Annotated in this window: 20 protein-coding genes; 9 read left to right on the forward strand and 11 right to left on the reverse strand. The window is 62.6% G+C overall.

Features of this window, described 5'->3' with window-relative positions; translation table 11 throughout:
• Positions 1 to 85 precede the first annotated feature (85 nt).
• Positions 86 to 2,401, reverse strand: coding sequence for a DNA topoisomerase (ATP-hydrolyzing) (locus KG698_RS04400; RefSeq protein WP_213684373.1), 2,316 nt, complete (start codon positions 2,399 to 2,401; stop codon positions 86 to 88).
• A 128-nt stretch (positions 2,402 to 2,529) separates the two neighbouring features.
• Here KG698_RS04400 and KG698_RS04405 point away from each other — a divergent pair, with 128 nt between their 5' ends.
• The 4 genes from KG698_RS04405 to KG698_RS04420 all read left to right on the forward strand — a co-directional run bounded on the left by KG698_RS04405 (position 2,530) and on the right by KG698_RS04420 (position 4,771).
• Positions 2,530 to 3,039, forward strand: a complete 510-nt coding sequence (locus KG698_RS04405; RefSeq protein WP_213684374.1) for an SH3 domain-containing protein — start codon at positions 2,530 to 2,532, stop codon at positions 3,037 to 3,039.
• 70 nt (positions 3,040 to 3,109) lie between these two features.
• Positions 3,110 to 3,931 carry an SDR family NAD(P)-dependent oxidoreductase gene (locus KG698_RS04410; protein WP_213684375.1) on the forward strand — a complete coding sequence of 274 codons (822 nt, stop codon included), beginning with the start codon at positions 3,110 to 3,112 and terminating at the stop codon, positions 3,929 to 3,931.
• Positions 3,932 to 3,987: 56 nt separating this feature from the next.
• Positions 3,988 to 4,194: a twin transmembrane helix small protein gene (locus tag KG698_RS04415; protein ID WP_367114030.1), complete on the forward strand. Its 207-nt coding sequence runs from the start codon at positions 3,988 to 3,990 to the stop codon at positions 4,192 to 4,194.
• A 4-nt stretch (positions 4,195 to 4,198) separates the two neighbouring features.
• Complete coding sequence (locus KG698_RS04420; RefSeq protein WP_213684376.1) at positions 4,199 to 4,771, forward strand: cob(I)yrinic acid a,c-diamide adenosyltransferase; 573 nt, start codon at positions 4,199 to 4,201, stop codon at positions 4,769 to 4,771.
• 40 nt (positions 4,772 to 4,811) lie between these two features.
• On the opposite strand, the gene KG698_RS04425 is transcribed toward KG698_RS04420, so the two are convergent.
• The 3 genes from KG698_RS04425 to KG698_RS04435 all read right to left on the reverse strand — a co-directional run bounded on the left by KG698_RS04425 (position 4,812) and on the right by KG698_RS04435 (position 6,937).
• Positions 4,812 to 5,861 (reverse strand): permease, encoded by a 1,050-nt coding sequence (locus KG698_RS04425; protein ID WP_300982905.1) that lies wholly within the window; start codon positions 5,859 to 5,861, stop codon positions 4,812 to 4,814.
• Between the two features lie 55 nt (positions 5,862 to 5,916).
• The gene (locus tag KG698_RS04430; protein ID WP_213684378.1) at positions 5,917 to 6,234 is read right to left on the reverse strand and encodes a helix-turn-helix transcriptional regulator; all 318 of its coding nucleotides are present in this window, start codon (positions 6,232 to 6,234) and stop codon (positions 5,917 to 5,919) included.
• A 70-nt stretch (positions 6,235 to 6,304) separates the two neighbouring features.
• Positions 6,305 to 6,937, reverse strand: coding sequence for a ribonuclease T2 (locus KG698_RS04435; protein WP_213684379.1), 633 nt, complete (start codon positions 6,935 to 6,937; stop codon positions 6,305 to 6,307).
• Positions 6,938 to 7,065: 128 nt separating this feature from the next.
• Between KG698_RS04435 and KG698_RS04440 the strand changes: the two genes are divergently transcribed.
• Positions 7,066 to 7,833: a DUF1013 domain-containing protein gene (locus KG698_RS04440; protein ID WP_213684380.1), complete on the forward strand. Its 768-nt coding sequence runs from the start codon at positions 7,066 to 7,068 to the stop codon at positions 7,831 to 7,833.
• Between the two features lie 178 nt (positions 7,834 to 8,011).
• Here KG698_RS04440 and KG698_RS04445 read toward each other — a convergent pair whose 3' ends face one another.
• Positions 8,012 to 8,998, reverse strand: coding sequence for an MBL fold metallo-hydrolase (locus KG698_RS04445; RefSeq protein WP_213684381.1), 987 nt, complete (start codon positions 8,996 to 8,998; stop codon positions 8,012 to 8,014).
• A 53-nt stretch (positions 8,999 to 9,051) separates the two neighbouring features.
• On the opposite strand from KG698_RS04445, the gene KG698_RS04450 reads away from it, so the two are divergent.
• A complete protein-coding gene (locus tag KG698_RS04450) occupies positions 9,052 to 9,654 on the forward strand; it encodes a TetR/AcrR family transcriptional regulator (protein ID WP_213684382.1) in 603 nt (200 codons plus the stop codon).
• Positions 9,655 to 9,784: 130 nt separating this feature from the next.
• Here KG698_RS04450 and KG698_RS04455 read toward each other — a convergent pair whose 3' ends face one another.
• The 3 genes from KG698_RS04455 to clpS are packed head-to-tail and all read right to left on the reverse strand — an operon-like array spanning position 9,785 to position 11,983.
• Positions 9,785 to 10,597, reverse strand: a complete 813-nt coding sequence (locus KG698_RS04455) for an SDR family oxidoreductase (protein WP_213684383.1) — start codon at positions 10,595 to 10,597, stop codon at positions 9,785 to 9,787.
• Complete coding sequence (locus KG698_RS04460; protein ID WP_213684384.1) at positions 10,594 to 11,619, reverse strand: methyltransferase; 1,026 nt, start codon at positions 11,617 to 11,619, stop codon at positions 10,594 to 10,596. Before KG698_RS04460 ends, KG698_RS04455 begins: the two co-directional genes overlap by 4 nt.
• A 19-nt stretch (positions 11,620 to 11,638) precedes the next feature.
• Positions 11,639 to 11,983: an ATP-dependent Clp protease adapter ClpS gene (clpS, locus tag KG698_RS04465; RefSeq protein WP_213684385.1), complete on the reverse strand. Its 345-nt coding sequence runs from the start codon at positions 11,981 to 11,983 to the stop codon at positions 11,639 to 11,641.
• 93 nt (positions 11,984 to 12,076) lie between these two features.
• On the opposite strand from clpS, the gene KG698_RS04470 reads away from it, so the two are divergent.
• Positions 12,077 to 12,781, forward strand: a complete 705-nt coding sequence (locus KG698_RS04470) for an HAD family hydrolase (protein WP_213684386.1) — start codon at positions 12,077 to 12,079, stop codon at positions 12,779 to 12,781.
• 57 nt (positions 12,782 to 12,838) lie between these two features.
• Complete coding sequence (locus tag KG698_RS04475; protein WP_213684387.1) at positions 12,839 to 13,507, forward strand: CDP-alcohol phosphatidyltransferase family protein; 669 nt, start codon at positions 12,839 to 12,841, stop codon at positions 13,505 to 13,507.
• 36 nt (positions 13,508 to 13,543) lie between these two features.
• On the opposite strand, the gene KG698_RS04480 is transcribed toward KG698_RS04475, so the two are convergent.
• Positions 13,544 to 14,230, reverse strand: a complete 687-nt coding sequence (locus tag KG698_RS04480; RefSeq protein ID WP_213684388.1) for a COQ9 family protein — start codon at positions 14,228 to 14,230, stop codon at positions 13,544 to 13,546.
• A gap of 117 nt (positions 14,231 to 14,347) precedes the next feature.
• On the opposite strand from KG698_RS04480, the gene rpsU reads away from it, so the two are divergent.
• On the forward strand, positions 14,348 to 14,554 hold the full coding sequence (gene rpsU, locus KG698_RS04485) for a 30S ribosomal protein S21 (protein WP_058263026.1): 207 nt from the start codon (positions 14,348 to 14,350) through the stop codon (positions 14,552 to 14,554).
• Between the two features lie 92 nt (positions 14,555 to 14,646).
• Here rpsU and KG698_RS04490 read toward each other — a convergent pair whose 3' ends face one another.
• Positions 14,647 to 15,297 (reverse strand): hypothetical protein, encoded by a 651-nt coding sequence (locus KG698_RS04490; RefSeq protein ID WP_213684389.1) that lies wholly within the window; start codon positions 15,295 to 15,297, stop codon positions 14,647 to 14,649.
• Complete coding sequence (locus KG698_RS04495) at positions 15,294 to 15,434, reverse strand: aa3-type cytochrome c oxidase subunit IV (RefSeq protein ID WP_213684390.1); 141 nt, start codon at positions 15,432 to 15,434, stop codon at positions 15,294 to 15,296. The genes KG698_RS04490 and KG698_RS04495 overlap by 4 nt, the downstream gene beginning before the upstream one ends.
• Positions 15,435 to 15,450: the final 16 nt, after the last annotated feature.

Below are 15,450 nucleotides of genomic sequence, written 5' to 3' on the forward strand. Positions count from 1 at the left end.
CTCGCTGACGCCTTCTTCGTTTCACAAATATCCTCGGGGGGGCGCGCCAAAGGCGCGGGGGGGCAGACAGCCCCCCAGCGATGGCTCAGTTAAAGCGATTGTCGCGCGGAAAGCCACGCGGTGCCATCCGCCCGGCCGAGGCGCGCTTGCCGTCCCATTCCGCCAAATCGGCCTCGGTCCGCGTCCGGCCCGCAGGATCGCGCCATGACAGCCCCGCCGCGCGCGCAAAGCTGCGTGCATCGGCCAGACCGCCATCCTTGTATTTCTGCAACCGCACACCTTTGCCGCGGCCCATCTCGGGCAATTCGTCCATCGCAAATATCAACAGCTTGCGGTTCTCGCCGACCACGGCAATCGCATCATCGCCCGTCGCCACCGCGACGCAGACGCGGGCCGTGACCCCCTCGCCAAGGTTCAGCACCTGTTTGCCGGCACGGGTCTGGGCCACGACATCGGCCTCTGCCACCAAGAAGCCGTCACCGGCAGAGGAGGCGACCAGCAATCGGCCCTCGGGTCGATGGATGAACAGATCGACGATCTCGGCCTCATTGGGCAGATCGACCATCAGCCGCAGTGGCTCGCCCAAGCCGCGCCCACCGGGCAGGCCCGCCGCCGACAGGGTGTAGAACCGCCCCGCCGATGAAAACACCAACAGCTTGTCGGTCGTCTCGGCATGGAACAAGAAACGCCCCTCGTCGCCATCGCGGAACTTCATCTCCGAACTCAGGTCGATATGGCCCTTCATCGCCCGGATCCAGCCCATCTTGGAGCACACGACCGTGATCGGCTCACGCTCGATCATCGCCTCAATCGGCACCTCGGCCACTTCGCCTGCCTCGGCAAAGGCGGTGCGCCGCGCCCCGCCGGGGGTCTTGGCACCAAATTTCGTGCGCACTTCGCGCAGCTCGTCTGCGATCCGGTCCCATTGCAACCCGTCTTCGGCCAAAAGATCTTCGAGCCCTGCGCGCTCAGCCATCAGCGCGTCGCGCTCGCGGACCAATTCCATCTCTTCCAGCCGTCGCAAGCTGCGCAGCCGCATATTCAGGATCGCCTCAGCCTGCACCTCGGTCAACTCGCCCTCGCCCGGTGGCGGTGAGCGGTAATCCTTTTCCGAAGTCGCGCGCACGAAATCGCGCCCCCAATCCTCACGCATCAAGGCGGGCTTTGGATCATCATCATAGCGGATGATGTCGATGACCCGGTCGAGATTGAGGAAGGCGATGATGAAACCTTCCAACACCTCAAGCCGGTGGTCGATCTTGTCCATCCGGTGCTGCGAACGCCGGATCAGCACCGCGCGCCTGTGATCAAGAAAGGCGCGCAGCACCTCTTTCAGCGAACAGACCTTGGGCGTGCGCCCGTCGATCAGCACATTCATATTGAGCGAGAACCGCGTCTCGAGATCCGAGTTGCGAAACAGCGTGCCCATCAGCACCTCGGGGTCCACATTCTTGGAGCGCGGCTCAAGCACGATGCGGATGTCATCGGCGCTCTCATCGCGCACATCGCCCAAGATCGGCACTTTTTTCAGCTGGATCAGCTCGGCCAGCCGCTCGATCAGCTTGGATTTCTGCACCTGATAGGGGATCTCGGTGATCACGATCACCCATGTGCCACGGCCTTGATCCTCGACCTCCCATTTCGCGCGCAGGCGAAAGGCACCACGGCCCGTGCGATAGGTCTCGGCGATGCTGTCCGCTGGCTCGACGATCACGCCGCCGGTCGGAAAATCCGGGCCTTTGATGTAGCTCAACAGCGTATCATCGCGCGCATCGGGCGTTTTCACCAGATGCAGGCAAGCGCCGATCAATTCATCGAGGTTATGGGGCGGGATATTGGTCGCCATGCCGACCGCGATGCCGCTTGAGCCATTGGCCAACAGGTTCGGCACGGCGGCGGGTAGCACCTCCGGCTCTTCCAGCGTGCCGTCGTAATTGGGGCGGAAATCGACGGCGTTCTCGTCCAGCCCCTCCATCAGCGCTTCGGCGACAGCGGTCATGCGCGCCTCGGTATAGCGACTGGCGGCCGGGTTATCGCCGTCGATATTGCCGAAATTGCCCTGGCCATCGACCAGCGGGTAGCGGATCACGAAATCCTGCGCGAGGCGCGCCATGGCGTCATAAATCGCCATATCGCCATGGGGGTGATAATTCCCCATGACATCGCCCGAGATCTTGGCAGATTTCCGAAAGCCGCCATTGGACGACAGCTTCAACTCACGCATCGCGTAAAGGATGCGCCGATGGACGGGTTTTAGACCATCGCGCGCATCGGGCAGCGCGCGGTGCATGATCGTGGACAATGCATATTGTAGGTAACGTGCGCCAATAGCCCGGGCCAAAGGCTCGGATGTATGGCGGTCAGTGCCCCCATCATCTTGTGTGTCGCTATGCTCGGTCATCTAGCGGTCGTGATAGCCCAAGGGTGCATGCGCGTCCAGCACCTCAGGGTGCCAATTTTGGCGATCATGGGTCGGCGAATCGGCCGTTTCCCGCTTATAGAAACCCACGTGTAAGGGGTGTGTGCGTGATGTTGCGTTTGAGTATCTTTGCGATTGCCGTGATGTATGTCGGCCTGACGATCTTGTCCGAGAAATCAGTCGCCAATGCCGATGTGGCCGGCGGTGATGGGTTGGTCTTGGATCGGACAATGGCCCCGCCGATGGGTGATGGCGCAACCGTCATGACCGCCGATGGGCGCAGCCTTACAATCGTCGCCATCATTGATCCCAGCGGGCCAAACGATGTGCGTGATGGCGTCCCCCTCGTGGTCACACCACGCAGCATCGCCCCTATCGCCCCGGAAACACCCGCGCCCATGGCAGAAGCTGGTCGCAGCCTGCCCTTGGCCGAAGTCACGGGAACACAGGTGAACCTACGCGCAGGGCCATCCACGCGTGACCCGGTGCTGGCCGCCTTGCGCCAAGGCGATCAGGTGGCGTTGATCGGCGCCACCGGTGATGGCTGGGCGCAGATCCGCGTGCTCGCGGACGGGCGCGAAGGCTTTATGGCCATGCGCTTTCTGAGCCCCATGAACTAAGGTCGATTGCCCCGCGCGCGGGGCTGGCTTAGGCAGGCGGCGCATTCACCAAGCAGCGGAGGCGCAAAGCATGGCGCGGCGGGTTCTCATCACCGGGTGTTCCTCGGGTATCGGGCGGGCGGCTTGTGACGGCTTGCGCGCGCGCGGCTGGACGGTGATCGCATCGGCACGCAATCCCGACGATGTCGCAGCGCTCAAGGCCGATGGCTTTTTGGCCGTGCGCATCGACCATCACGACAGCGCCAGCATCGCCGCAGGTTTCGCCGAGGCCGTGACGCTTGCAGGCGGGCGCATCGACGCGCTTTTCAACAATGCAGGCCACGGCATGCCCGGTGCCGCCGAAGACCTGCCGCGCGGCGCGCTGGAGGAGGTGTTTTCCTCGAACGTTTTCGGCCTGCATGAGCTGACCTGTCACGCGATCGCCCATATGCGGGCCAATGGGGCTGGGCGGATCGTGCAACATTCCTCGGTCGTGGGCTTCACGGCACTCAGATGGCGCGCGGCCTATGTGGCCACCAAGCACGCGCTTGAGGGGCTGACCAACACCATGCGGATCGAATTGCGCGGCACGGGTATTCATGTCGCGATCTTGAACACCGGGCCGGTGACATCGGGGTTTCGGCACCGCTCCATGGCGCAGTTCGACCGTTGGATCGATCTCGATCGCTCGCGCCATGCGGAGTTCTACCGCGTGAAATGGCTGGCCCGCCGCGAAGCAGGGCCAGACCTGTTCGAGCTTGGCCCCGAGGCGGTGGTCAAGAAATTGGCCCACGCGCTGGAAAGTCGCAGGCCGCGCCGACGCTACTACATCACCACGCCTGCCTACATCGCGGCGGTGCTGACCCGCGTTCTACCCGATGCTGCACAAGATTGGATCATCGCGCGGCTCTAGCTTTTTGGTCGCCGCGCGCTAGGGTGACCGGCTCGCACAGTTGAAGGGACAAGACCGTGGAAGACCCGCTATTGATCATTGCATTGATCGCCTGTCTTGGCGTTGTGTTCATCTTGCTGATGGGCATCAATTCATTCCGCAAAGGCACGGCCGAGGCGGCAAAACAATCAAATAAATTCATGCGCTGGCGGTTGATCGCGCAATTCGGCGCTGTGGTGCTGATCATGATCTTCGTCTGGGTGCGCGGACAATCAGGGGGCTAAGCAGATGGTGGTACTGAACAAAATCTACACGCGCACGGGCGATGCGGGCGAAACCGCGCTTGGCGATGGTAGCCGCGTGGCCAAGCATTCGGCCCGCGTGGCAGCTTACGGCACGGTGGACGAGCTCAACGCGATGCTGGGCGTTGCACGGCTACATGCAACGGGCGAGATGGCCGCACAGCTGCAGGCGATCCAGAACGATCTCTTCGATCTGGGGGCGGATCTTTGCACGCCCAACATGGAAAAGGATGATGAGCGCCCCTACCCCGCGCTGCGGATCATCGCGGCACAGGTTGACCGGCTCGAGCGTGAGATCGACGCGATGAACACGCGGCTCGAACCCTTGCGCAGCTTCATCTTGCCCGGTGGTTCGGCGCTGTCGGCGCATCTGCATATCTGCCGCACCGTCGCGCGCCGTGCCGAACGGTTGAGCGTCGAGCTTGGCACCGTCGAATCGATCAATGCCGAAGGGGTAAAATACCTCAACCGCTTGTCCGATTGGTTCTTTGTCGCAGGCCGCATCGCCAATAATGACGGCAAGGATGATGTGCTTTGGGTTCCTGGCGCGAACCGCTGACAAAGGTGTGGCGCGGCCAAAGGGCCGCGCCAAACATGGATCAAAGCGTGACCCAAAGCTGAAACAGCAGACCGGCGGCAAAAGCGCCGCTGAGCGACAGGCCGATGTATAGGGCAAAGACCTGCGGCTTGGCCAAGGCCCAGACCGCCATCGCCGCCGGGATCGAGGTGACACCACCCGCGACCAAAAAGGCCATGCCCGCACCGGGCGCCATGCCCTGTTCCATCAACCCACCGACCAGCGGCAAGGCCGCATAGCCGTTGAGATAAGCAGGCACCCCCACCAGCGTCGCGGTCACGATGGGCCATAGCCCGTTGCCGCCAAGCGCCGCGGTCACTGTCTCGGCCGGGATCCAGGCCAACATCAGGCTTTCCAGCACAAAGGCCAGCGTCAGCCATTTGGCCAGGAACATGGTCGTGCTGATCGCGGTCTTGCCGAATTTGGCCCGGCGGTCGGTCTCGGCCCAAAAGCGCCAAACCACGGGCTTGGGTGCGCGGATCTTTGCACCGCCACAGCCGCCATTGCCAATCCCCTCGCGCAGCGGATCGGCCAGCGCGCCATTGCCCGCCAGCACATGCACCACCACACCGCCAAAGATGCCAAGGCCGATGGCGGTCAGCGTCTTGGCAATGGCGAACTCCAGATCCAGCACGCCCGCGGTCAGCACGAACATCGACGGGTCCATGATCGGCGAGGCCAGCCAAAACGCCATGACCGCAGAAAGCGGTACACCCATCGCCAAAAGCGCCGCGATCAACGGGATCACCCCGCAGGAGCAGAAAGGCGAGATGCCCCCCGCAAGCGCCGCCAAACCGATCATCAACAAGGGTGCGCCGGTAAAGGCGCGCGCGATCAGGTTATCGGCCCCCGTCGCCCCGGCCCATGCCGCAATCGCAATCGACAAGATCAGATAGGGTGCGGTGTGCAACAGCGCGCCGCCTGCAAACAGCGCACTGCCGCGCGCCTGCGCCGGATCAAAGACCGCAAGCGCAAGCAAGATCAGCCCAGAGACGATCCAGACCCGCTGGTCGCGCCAGATCGCGGCAAGGCTGTTGCGCCAATCGGGCCGGGGAAGTGTTGCGTCGCTCATATCCATATCTCCGGGATCATCGTGATGTTTGCGTGCAAAAACGCGCGTGTAATTGTCATGCCGCATCCTCGGCCGGATCATTGGCCACACCGGCGCAGCATTCAGCGGTCAGAAATCCAAGGACACGGTGCATCGCCGGGTAATCGGCCCGGTTGAACACCTCGCGCCCCTGTTTTTCCTGCACCACAAGACCCGCATCAACGAGCGTGGACAAATGATGGGCCAGCGTTGACGGGGCAAGGCCCAGATGCGCGCCGATCTCGCCCACGCGCAGGCCATCCGGCCCCGCCGTCACAAGCAGGCGAAAGATCGCAAGCCTTGCATCATGGCCAAGGGCGGCAAGGGCGCGGGCATGGGGGGTCATCGTTGTCATAGGGTGAATATACCTAATATTCCGGTTATGTCGAATCTTTCCCACAACGCCCCGCGCTTTCGCAAACCCCTCAGCGCATCGGGGCGAAAATCGCGTCACGCAAGCTGCAATCGCGCGCGACATCGGCCCCACATTCCCGCGGTTCCAGATCGCGGGTGAGGCAAATCCGCACCTCCTGCACATGTCCCGCGCGACAGGTCACGGTCAGCATCTCGGGCGAAAGGTCCGGGTTGACCTCCAAGAACGCCTCCTCGACCACACTTGCCGGCAAGCGTACGGTCCGGTCCAAACGGCGCAGCACCTCGGGCCGCGTGACCCGACCATAGGCCAACCGCGACAGGCGGAAATAATCGCCCGCAGACAAGCCGCTACAGACACCATGCTTGCGCCATTGGTGCCATGCCAGCCCACCCGAACCCATGATATCGGCCATCTCGGCGGTCATTGCCCGCGATGGCGCGCGCGCGGTGGTGGGGCAAAAACTGGGCCAGCCATCCGCGTATTGCGGCCAAAGCCCATGCAGGGTGAAGCCATGCCCCTGCCCCGGTTCGCATTGCTCCGAGGCGCGCGCATCCCCCTCGAGCGCGCACCAATTCGGTGTCCAGCTCAGCGCAAGCACATAGTAATCAAAATCGCCCGGTCGCTCTCCCTCGGCTGCCGCCATACCGGCCAACCAGACCAGACATACCACCAAAAACCGCATTTCCTCTTCCCTCTGCGTGACACCGCGCCTATATACCCTGCGACTTCCCCGAAATCGAGGAATGGCGGACTGGCTCCGCCGCCGGCCCGACCGGCAGGGGATGAGGCGTATCTGAAGGACGGATCACGATGAACAAACCGATCATGGCCAAAGCCACCGCCGTTTGGCTGGTTGACAACACCACGCTCAGCTTCAAGCAGATCGGCGATTTCTGCGGCCTGCACGAGCTTGAGGTTCAAGGCATCGCCGATGGCGATGTGGCCCAAGGCGTCAAGGGCTTTGACCCCATCGTCAACAACCAGCTGACGCAAGAAGAAATCACCAAGGGTGAGGGCGATCCGGCCCATAAACTCAAGCTCAAATTCAACGCCGCCGCCGTCGGCGAGGAAAAGCGCCGTGGCCCGCGTTACACGCCTTTGTCCAAGCGGCAAGATCGGCCTGCCTCGATCTTGTGGCTGGTGAAATTCCACCCCGAGCTGACCGATGGCCAGATCGCCAAGCTGGTGGGCACGACCAAGCCCACGATCCAAACGATCCGCGAGCGCTCGCATTGGAACATTAACAACATCCAGCCCATCGACCCCGTGGCGCTAGGGCTGTGCCGCCAGTCCGAGCTTGACGCCGCCGTGCAAAAAGCCAACGCCAAAAAGGCCCGCGAGGGCGGCGTGATGACCGATGACGAGCGGATGAAGCTTGTCTCGACCGAATCAAGCCTTGGCATGGGCACCGAGCCGCGCATCCCAAGCGCCATTGCCGGGCTAGAGGGTTTCAGCCTGTCCAATGACGAAGAAGAACGCCCCCGCCGCGATCTGGATGCCAGCAACCTGTTCAACCTTCCCGCCGCATCCGATGATGACGACGACGAAGACGAGGACGACCGCCGCAACCGCCGCTAAGGCGCAAGCAGCAGCGCGAAACAGAAAACCCCGGTCCGCAAGGTCCGGGGTTTTTTCTTCGGTGCCGTTCTGGCGCTGCGCGCTGGTCTAGCAGGGGGCAGGCATGCGGCACAGCGAAGACTCCGGCATAGCTGGATCATGCAAGACCTACGACCCGCCGCGAAAGCCTGAGCCAGCCTCAACCCGGTTGCGCAAAAGCCGCCAGCTTCGCCGCGTTTGCGGGGTCGTGGGTGAACAAGGTCAGCGTGGGCTTCTCCTGCGCCGCCCTGCGCAGCCTGTCGTAGGTGGCCAGCGTGGCCGCGCGCTGCTCGACGATGCCGGGGATCGTGCCCTGCACCACCTGGTCGTCGTCGAAGGCCGCGTCACCCGCGAGGACGATCCTGCGCGCGCCGAGGTCGATCACGACGCTCTGGTGGCCCGCGGTATGACCCGGCGTCGCCGCCACGAAGACGTCGCCCCGCGCGGTCAGCGGCATGACCGGGCCGAACGCGTCCCGTGTCGCGCTCCTGGCGGTCTGCTGCACGCGCCCGTCCTGAGGCAGCTTCGGCAGCAGGCGGCCCGACCGCGCGGCGGGGACAAGCTCCTCGGGCGAGACCAGCAGCCGGGTCGATGCCGGCAGCGTGTCGAGGTTACCCACATGGTCGGAATGGGTGTGGGTCAACACGCAGAGGTCGATGTCAGCCATCTTGTGCCCAGTCGCGGCAACCATCGCGGGCAGATCGTTCCCCGTAGCAGCAGTCGCGTCGATGATCTTGGGGTAGATTTTCCCCATGCTCTTCGCCGCCGCACCGAAGTAATCGGGCGTCCCGAACCCCGCACTCTCGCCCGTATCGACAAGGATGCGCCGCTCTGGATGGTCGATTAGCCATGCCGTGCAATCAAGCCAGCCGGTGATCTTGCGATCTGACATCATCACCGGGAAACGGAGCTTGTCATCCACGTAGGCCAGATCGGCAGTCAGGGCGCGGTGGCGCTCGCGGATGCGCACGACGCCGACAGGCAGGCGCCACAGCGTAATGCCATGGCCGAGGTCATGCGCCGTCGGCGCGGGCGCGGCAGGCAGCGGCGGGCGGGGCGACCACCTTGCGATTGGCGGCCCTACGAAGGCGGTCATCATTCTGGCGACATGGCCGAGGCGACGGGGCAGAGAGAGGGACTTGGTCATTGGTCGGATTTCCACTATCTAAACATTGTTTAATTTACGCGGAGGACAGCACCTTGGATCACCCAGACCAGCAGGAAAAATCCTATCATCACGGGGATCTTCGCCGGGCGATCCTCGATGCGGCTGAACGGCGGCTCACGGAAAACGGGTTCGATGCGGTGACCATCCGCGCCTGCGCGCGCGATGCCGGCGTATCGCCAGCCGCGCCGATCCATCACTTCGGCTCGCTCAAGGGCCTGCTGAGTGCGCTTGCCGCGCGCGGCTTCGAACAACTGGTTGCAAGGCTCGACGCCGATCTGGCGACGCGCACCGAGAGTGGCCCTTCGCTGCTTGTCGGGGCCTACGTCGCTTTTGCAGTCTCCTCGCCGAGGATGTTCGACCTAATGTGGCGCGAGGACGTGCTTGATCCGGACGGTGGCGACCTGTCCTGTGCGCGCCGCGTCGCACTAGAGCGTTTGCAGGCCCACGTGAAACCGACGCAGGCGAGTGGGGATGAGCGCATCCGCGCGATCCGCGCATGGTCGCTAGCTCATGGATTGGCCACCTTGCTGCAGCACGGCCGCATGCAAAAAGCCCTCGGTGCGCCCGGATCGGCGCTGAGCACGACGCAAGACTTTGCCACGCTGGCCTATGACGACGGCTTCTCTAGCTTTTGAACGGTGATCAGAGCGTAAGAACGGCGGTCAACTACAAACGTGGCGCCGATTGGACCGAGTCACGCAGTTGGGCCCTAAACCTCCGCGTCCCGCCCAACTCATCGCTCACCCGCGAGCTCCATGCGCACCCTCAATGCGCGGGTATGCCGACCCCGTCCAACAGGCTCCGCCCACCATCGACCGTAATGATCTCGCCGGTCACGAACCCCGCCCCTTCGGAGGCGAGGAATTGCACCGCCCCCGTCACCTCGCGGGCGGCGGCGATGCGGCCCATCGGCGTGGATTGGCGGATTTCGTCGCGCAGCCCGTCATGCTCGGCCAAGGCGGTCTTGAGGCTATGTGACATGACCGAGCCGAACGAGACGCCATTGACCCGGATACGATGCGGCGCAAAGGCCAAGGCCAAGCTGCGCGTGGCTTGGTCAAGGGCAGAGGCCGCCACCGAATAGGCCAAAAGATCGGGGTGGCTGCGCGGGGTGGCGATGGTCGAGATATTGATGATCGACCCAATCGCCCCCTCATCGGTGTTACCATCCGCCTCGGCCTGCGCGATCATGCGGCGTGCCACCGCTTGGCTGAGGCGCAATGCGGTCAGCATGTTTTGCTCAAGCAATGTCTCAACCGAGGTATCGGCTGGATCAAGCGGATCAGTGACCATCAATTGGCGGCTGGCATTGACCAGAATATCGATCCGGTCAAAGGCATCGACCGTGGCCGAGACAAGGTTTTCAACCGTCAGCCTTTGGCGCAGATCGCCCGAGAACCAGCGCAGATGATCTTGGTCATCGCTCATCTCGCCGCATTCATCGGTCAGCCGCGCCTTGTCGCGGTCGGCAAACATAACCTTGGCCCCGCGGTCGAGGAAGTGGCGTGCAATGGCAAGGCCCACGCCATTGGCAGCACCCGTCACAATGGCGGTCTTGCCTTGAATGGAAAGTGTCATCTGCTGGTCGCGTCCTTGGCTGTGGGCAGGTGGCGCTTGGGTTTCGCCGCCTCGTAGATCTTATAGCCCTCAAGCTCTCCCAACAGGCGACCGGTCCCAAAGGCCGCCTTGAGCGCGTCTTCATACGGCAAATGCCGATTTGCGACCATGAAAAATCGCCCCCGTGGGCCAAGCATCCGGGCCGCCGCGGCGATAAAGGCACGGCCCAAGGCCGGGTCGGCATGGCGCCCGATATGAAAGGGTGGGTTGGCGACAATCGCGTCATAGGCCGCGTCTGGCTGAAAGCGGGTGACATCGGCCCAGTGAAACCGCGCGCGCGGATCGTCGATATTGGCGGCGGCGGCGGTGAGCATGGCATAATCCGCCTCGATCAGATCAAGGGCCTCGATCCCCGCTTGTTCCGACAAGATCTCGCCCGCGACATAGCCCCACCCCGCGCCCAGATCGGCGACGCGGCCCGCAAGCTGCGGCACAAGCGCCACCAGCAATTCCGACCCACGATCTGGGCCATCGGCAGAGAACCCGCCCGGCACGGTCAGATACCCTTCTTCGGTCTCGATCGGCTCAGTCAACCAGCCCAGCGCAGCCTCGGGCAAGTCTGCGGGGCGGTTGAGCCAAAAAAGCTTACCATGCGCCTTGGCATAGCTGCCCGCGACCTCGAAACTGGCGCGCACCGTCTTGAGGATCGCATCGATCCCCTCATCCTTTTGGCCATCGACAAGCAACAGACCGCCCGGCGCAAGCGCGCCCAAAGCGCTCACAATCGCGCCCATGGTGGCGGCCTTGGCCTTGACGATCTGCACCAAAGCCACGGCAAACTGCCCCTCATCGGGCAGATCGGGCGTCACGGACAGCCCGCGCGCGGCCAAACGGTCATGATCGGGGGCAAAGCCCTGCACGCAATGGACATCCCCCAATGCGCCCAGATCGGCATCGCCACGCGCATGCATTACGAGAACAGGGCCCGGGGGCAAGACAAGCTCACCCGCCTCCAAAGCAAGTATCCAACGATCAGCGGTCATATGGCGATGCGAGGACGGTTCAGTCCTCTTTCTCCATCGTGCATTGTAGCGGGTGCTGGTTGCGGCGGGCGAAATCCATCACCTGCGCCACCTTGGTTTCGGCAATCTCGTAGGAGAACACACCCACGACGGCCACGCCCTTTTTATGCACGGTCAGCATGATCTCGACCGCGTGGCTATGGCCGATGCCAAAGAACCGCTCAAGAACATGCACGACGAATTCCATCGGCGTGTAGTCATCATTGAGCAGCAGCACCTTATACATCGGCGGGCGCTGGGTCTTTGGTTTCGTCTTGGTGATGACATTGGCATCGCCCTCGGTCTTGGGCTTGTCCGCCATCATCTGCCAGCGGTCGGTCTGCATCGCGTCTCCATTCCGCTCTGTTCTGCCGGGTGTCCCTTGCATGGCCACACTATATAAGCCGCAGAGCGATTCCGAAAAGAGGAGGTTTATGCCATGGCCGCCGATTTGACCACTATCGGCTTTGATGCCGATGATACGCTTTGGCAAAACGAGACCTTCTTTCGCCTGACGCAAGAGCGTTTCAGCGCGCTATTGCGTGATTACGCCGAGCGTAGCCATCTCGAAGAACGCCTTCTCGCGGCCGAGCGGCGCAACCTTGGGCATTACGGTTTTGGCATCAAGGGATTCGTTTTGTCGATGATCGAGACCGCCATCGAGGTGACCGATCGCAAGGTTCCGGCCAGCGTCATCGCGGAACTTCTCGCCGCAGGCCAAGAGATGTTGCGCCACCCGATCGAGCTCTTGCCCCATGCACGCGAGGTGGTGGCCGAGCTGTCCGCCGCGCATAGGCTGGTCTTGATCACCAAGGGCGATCTTCTCGACCAAGAACGCAAGCTTGCCCAATCGGGCTTGGGCGAGATGTTTGATGCGGTCGAGATCGTCTCGGACAAGACGCCCGCCACCTATCACAGTGCCTTTGGTCGTCATGGCGACGGGCCGGACCGGGCGATGATGGTGGGCAATTCGATGAAATCCGATGTGCGCCCCGCACTTGAGGCCGGCGCTTTTGGGGTCTTTGTGCCGCATGGGCTGACTTGGGTGTTGGAACATGCCGAGGCACCGGTCGCGCATGCACGGTTTCATGAATTGCCCGATCTGGGTGCCTTGCCCGCACTGGTGGCCAGCCTTTCCGGCTGACGAGGATGTGCGCCGCGAGCAATTGACCCGCGCGTGCGCAAGCGCCAAAGCTGCAGCATGTTTGACGCCGCACTCCTCCCCCTCCAACGTCGCCTCTTGGCCTCTCCGGGCCGCTATTTCGCCGCGCGCGGGGTGCGCGCCGACCAGATCACGCTTGTGGGCTGTGCCATCGGCTTGGCGGCCGCGGGCGCAGCGGCGCTGGGGCTTTATTGGCTGGCGTTCTTGGGTCTGGCCTTCAACCGTTTGGCCGACGGGCTGGATGGGGCAGTGGCGCGTGAAACGGGGCCAAGTGATCGCGGTGCCTTTCTCGACATCACGCTCGATTTCGTCTTTTACGCGGGTTTTCCCTTGGGTTTCGTGCTGGCCGATCCGGGTGCCAATGCGCTGGCTGGTGCCGTGCTGATCGCAAGCTTCATTTTATCGGGCACATCATTTCTGGCCTTTGCCGTGATCGCGGCCAAACGCGGGCTAAGCGCCGATGATTACCCGACCAAGGGGATCTTCTATCTTGGCGGGCTGACCGAAGGGGCTGAAACCATCGCGGTCTTCGCGTTGTTTTGCTTGTTTCCAGCAGCGTTCCCGTGGCTTGCGCTGATCTTTGCCTTAGCCTGCGCGATCACCGGGGTGACACGGCTTGTCACAGCTTGGCATGTGTTTGGGACCGAGCCGTTTTCCGCACGGAAAACGGGCGGGAAAACCCGGGTTTTCCCAAACGAAAACCTCTAGGTTTTCGCCGCGGAAATCTTGAGATTTCCGCCCCCCCTAGCGCCGCCAACGGCCCGGCAAATCCGCGGGGGCCGCACCCGGCGCCTTGATTTTTGCAGCCAGCCACTCTGGCCCCGCCATGAGCGGCCCCAAGATCTTGCTCTCGCGCACGGCCTTTTTCGCGCGTTCGATCTGCATCACATCGTCGATGCGACGCTCGAGGAATGCCCAGCTTGCGCTGTGATCCATCGACTGATCGCCCAACCAATAAAGCACGGTGGCCGAATAAACCCCCGAGAGCGTCGCGCGCTTGGTGTACCAATTCAGATCGTCCGATGTATCGCCCAAGGCGGTCCAGATCGCATCCGCCGTCTGCCACAGCGCCTTGGCCCCGTCGGCGGCATGGATCGGCAGCGCAAACAGCGTAACGCCCCGGCGCACCGCCTCCTTGTCATGTTCGACCAGTTCCAACCTTGTGCGAATCGCAAAGGCCACCCGGTCCGAATAGCGCAGCGCGCCCAGATCGGTTTCGGCCAGACGCGCCACCATGGCGGCATCACCTTGCGCGTGAAAGGCCAAGGCCAGATCGACCGCCCCGCGCGCAAACAGCGCGCGCGCCTCGGGCAAACTTAGCCCCGCATCATGGGCTGCGGCGCGAAAACTTGCCTCTGACCAGCCATCAAAGGGCACATGCATCAGCGCCGCGGCAATCATCGCAGCTTTGGGATCGGTGCTGTCGGACATGGTTTGGCCCTTTCAAAAGCATCTTGCGCGAACAGTAGACAAGATAGGGGGGCTTTGCTATACGGCCACCTCCTGCACTCAAATGCAACTTTAACTTAGGAAGGTGGTGACACCAGAATGCAGGTTAGTGTTCGCGACAACAACGTCGATCAAGCGCTCCGGGCTCTGAAGAAGAAACTTCAGCGCGAAGGCGTTTTTCGGGAAATGAAGCTCAAGCAACATTTCGAAAAGCCCTCCGTGAAAAAAGCGCGCGAGAAGGCCGAGGCCGTACGCCGTGCCCGTAAGCTGGCGCGTAAAAAGGCGCAGCGCGAAGGTATGCTCTAAGGCTTGCCTGATCGGTCACGCGATCCAAAAAGAAATAAACCCCCGCGGCTCGGCCACGGGGGTTTTGTTTTGTCTGGTGCGTGACCGCGCGTTCAGTTGCCAGCGGCCACCGCAGCGGCGATCTGACGGCTCAATTCAGCGCGCGCCTGCGCTTGCAGCAGTTCCAGATTGTCATCGGCATCCGTGTCATAGATGCGGCTTTCGCGTACACCGTCTAAGCGTCCGAATTGTTCCATCGTGCGGATGGGAAACCAATTTGCGGTGATCGCTTCAAACCCCGGCGTGTCGCCCAGCACCCGGCTGATCGACAGCGAACAGCGCGCGGGCGGCACCGCACCATGCGCCTGCACCGCCGCGATCAAGCTTGCGGCGGTCTCGGGGCTGACCTCCAACTCTTGGACGACGATGTGATAGGTCTCACGCGCGTGGTAATCGGTGTAGAACTGCAAGAATTGCGGGGTCATGCCATAAAGCACATCGTTACGCTCGGGGATCATCGGGTGATACCAGCTTCCCGCCGGATCAAAGAGCACACGCTCAGCGCCATCGATCATCAAGGCAGAATGACCGCCACGCCCGTCGCGGTTGGACACCATCGTCATCAGGGTCAGCGTCGCTGGCCCCGTTGGGCGGTAATTCGCGGCGCTAACAAATGTGTCAGGTGCCCAGACCTCTTCGGCCACGCAGCCACCAAGCGCGCTGACCATCGCCAGCGCGGCCGCGATGCGTAGCAAGGGCTTCATCGAAAGAAAATCGCCAACACAATGACGATGGCGATCGAGATAAGGCCAACATTGACGCTCATCCGCATAAAGCCCGCAAAGGTCTTTTCCTGCTCGCTGATGTCCATCTCGCCGTGCTTGTGGTCTTGATCGGCCATATCGTGTTGTCTCCGG

It is taken from the genome of Roseicyclus sp. (genome assembly GCF_018402035.1).
GTDB lineage: Bacteria > Pseudomonadota > Alphaproteobacteria > Rhodobacterales > Rhodobacteraceae > Roseicyclus.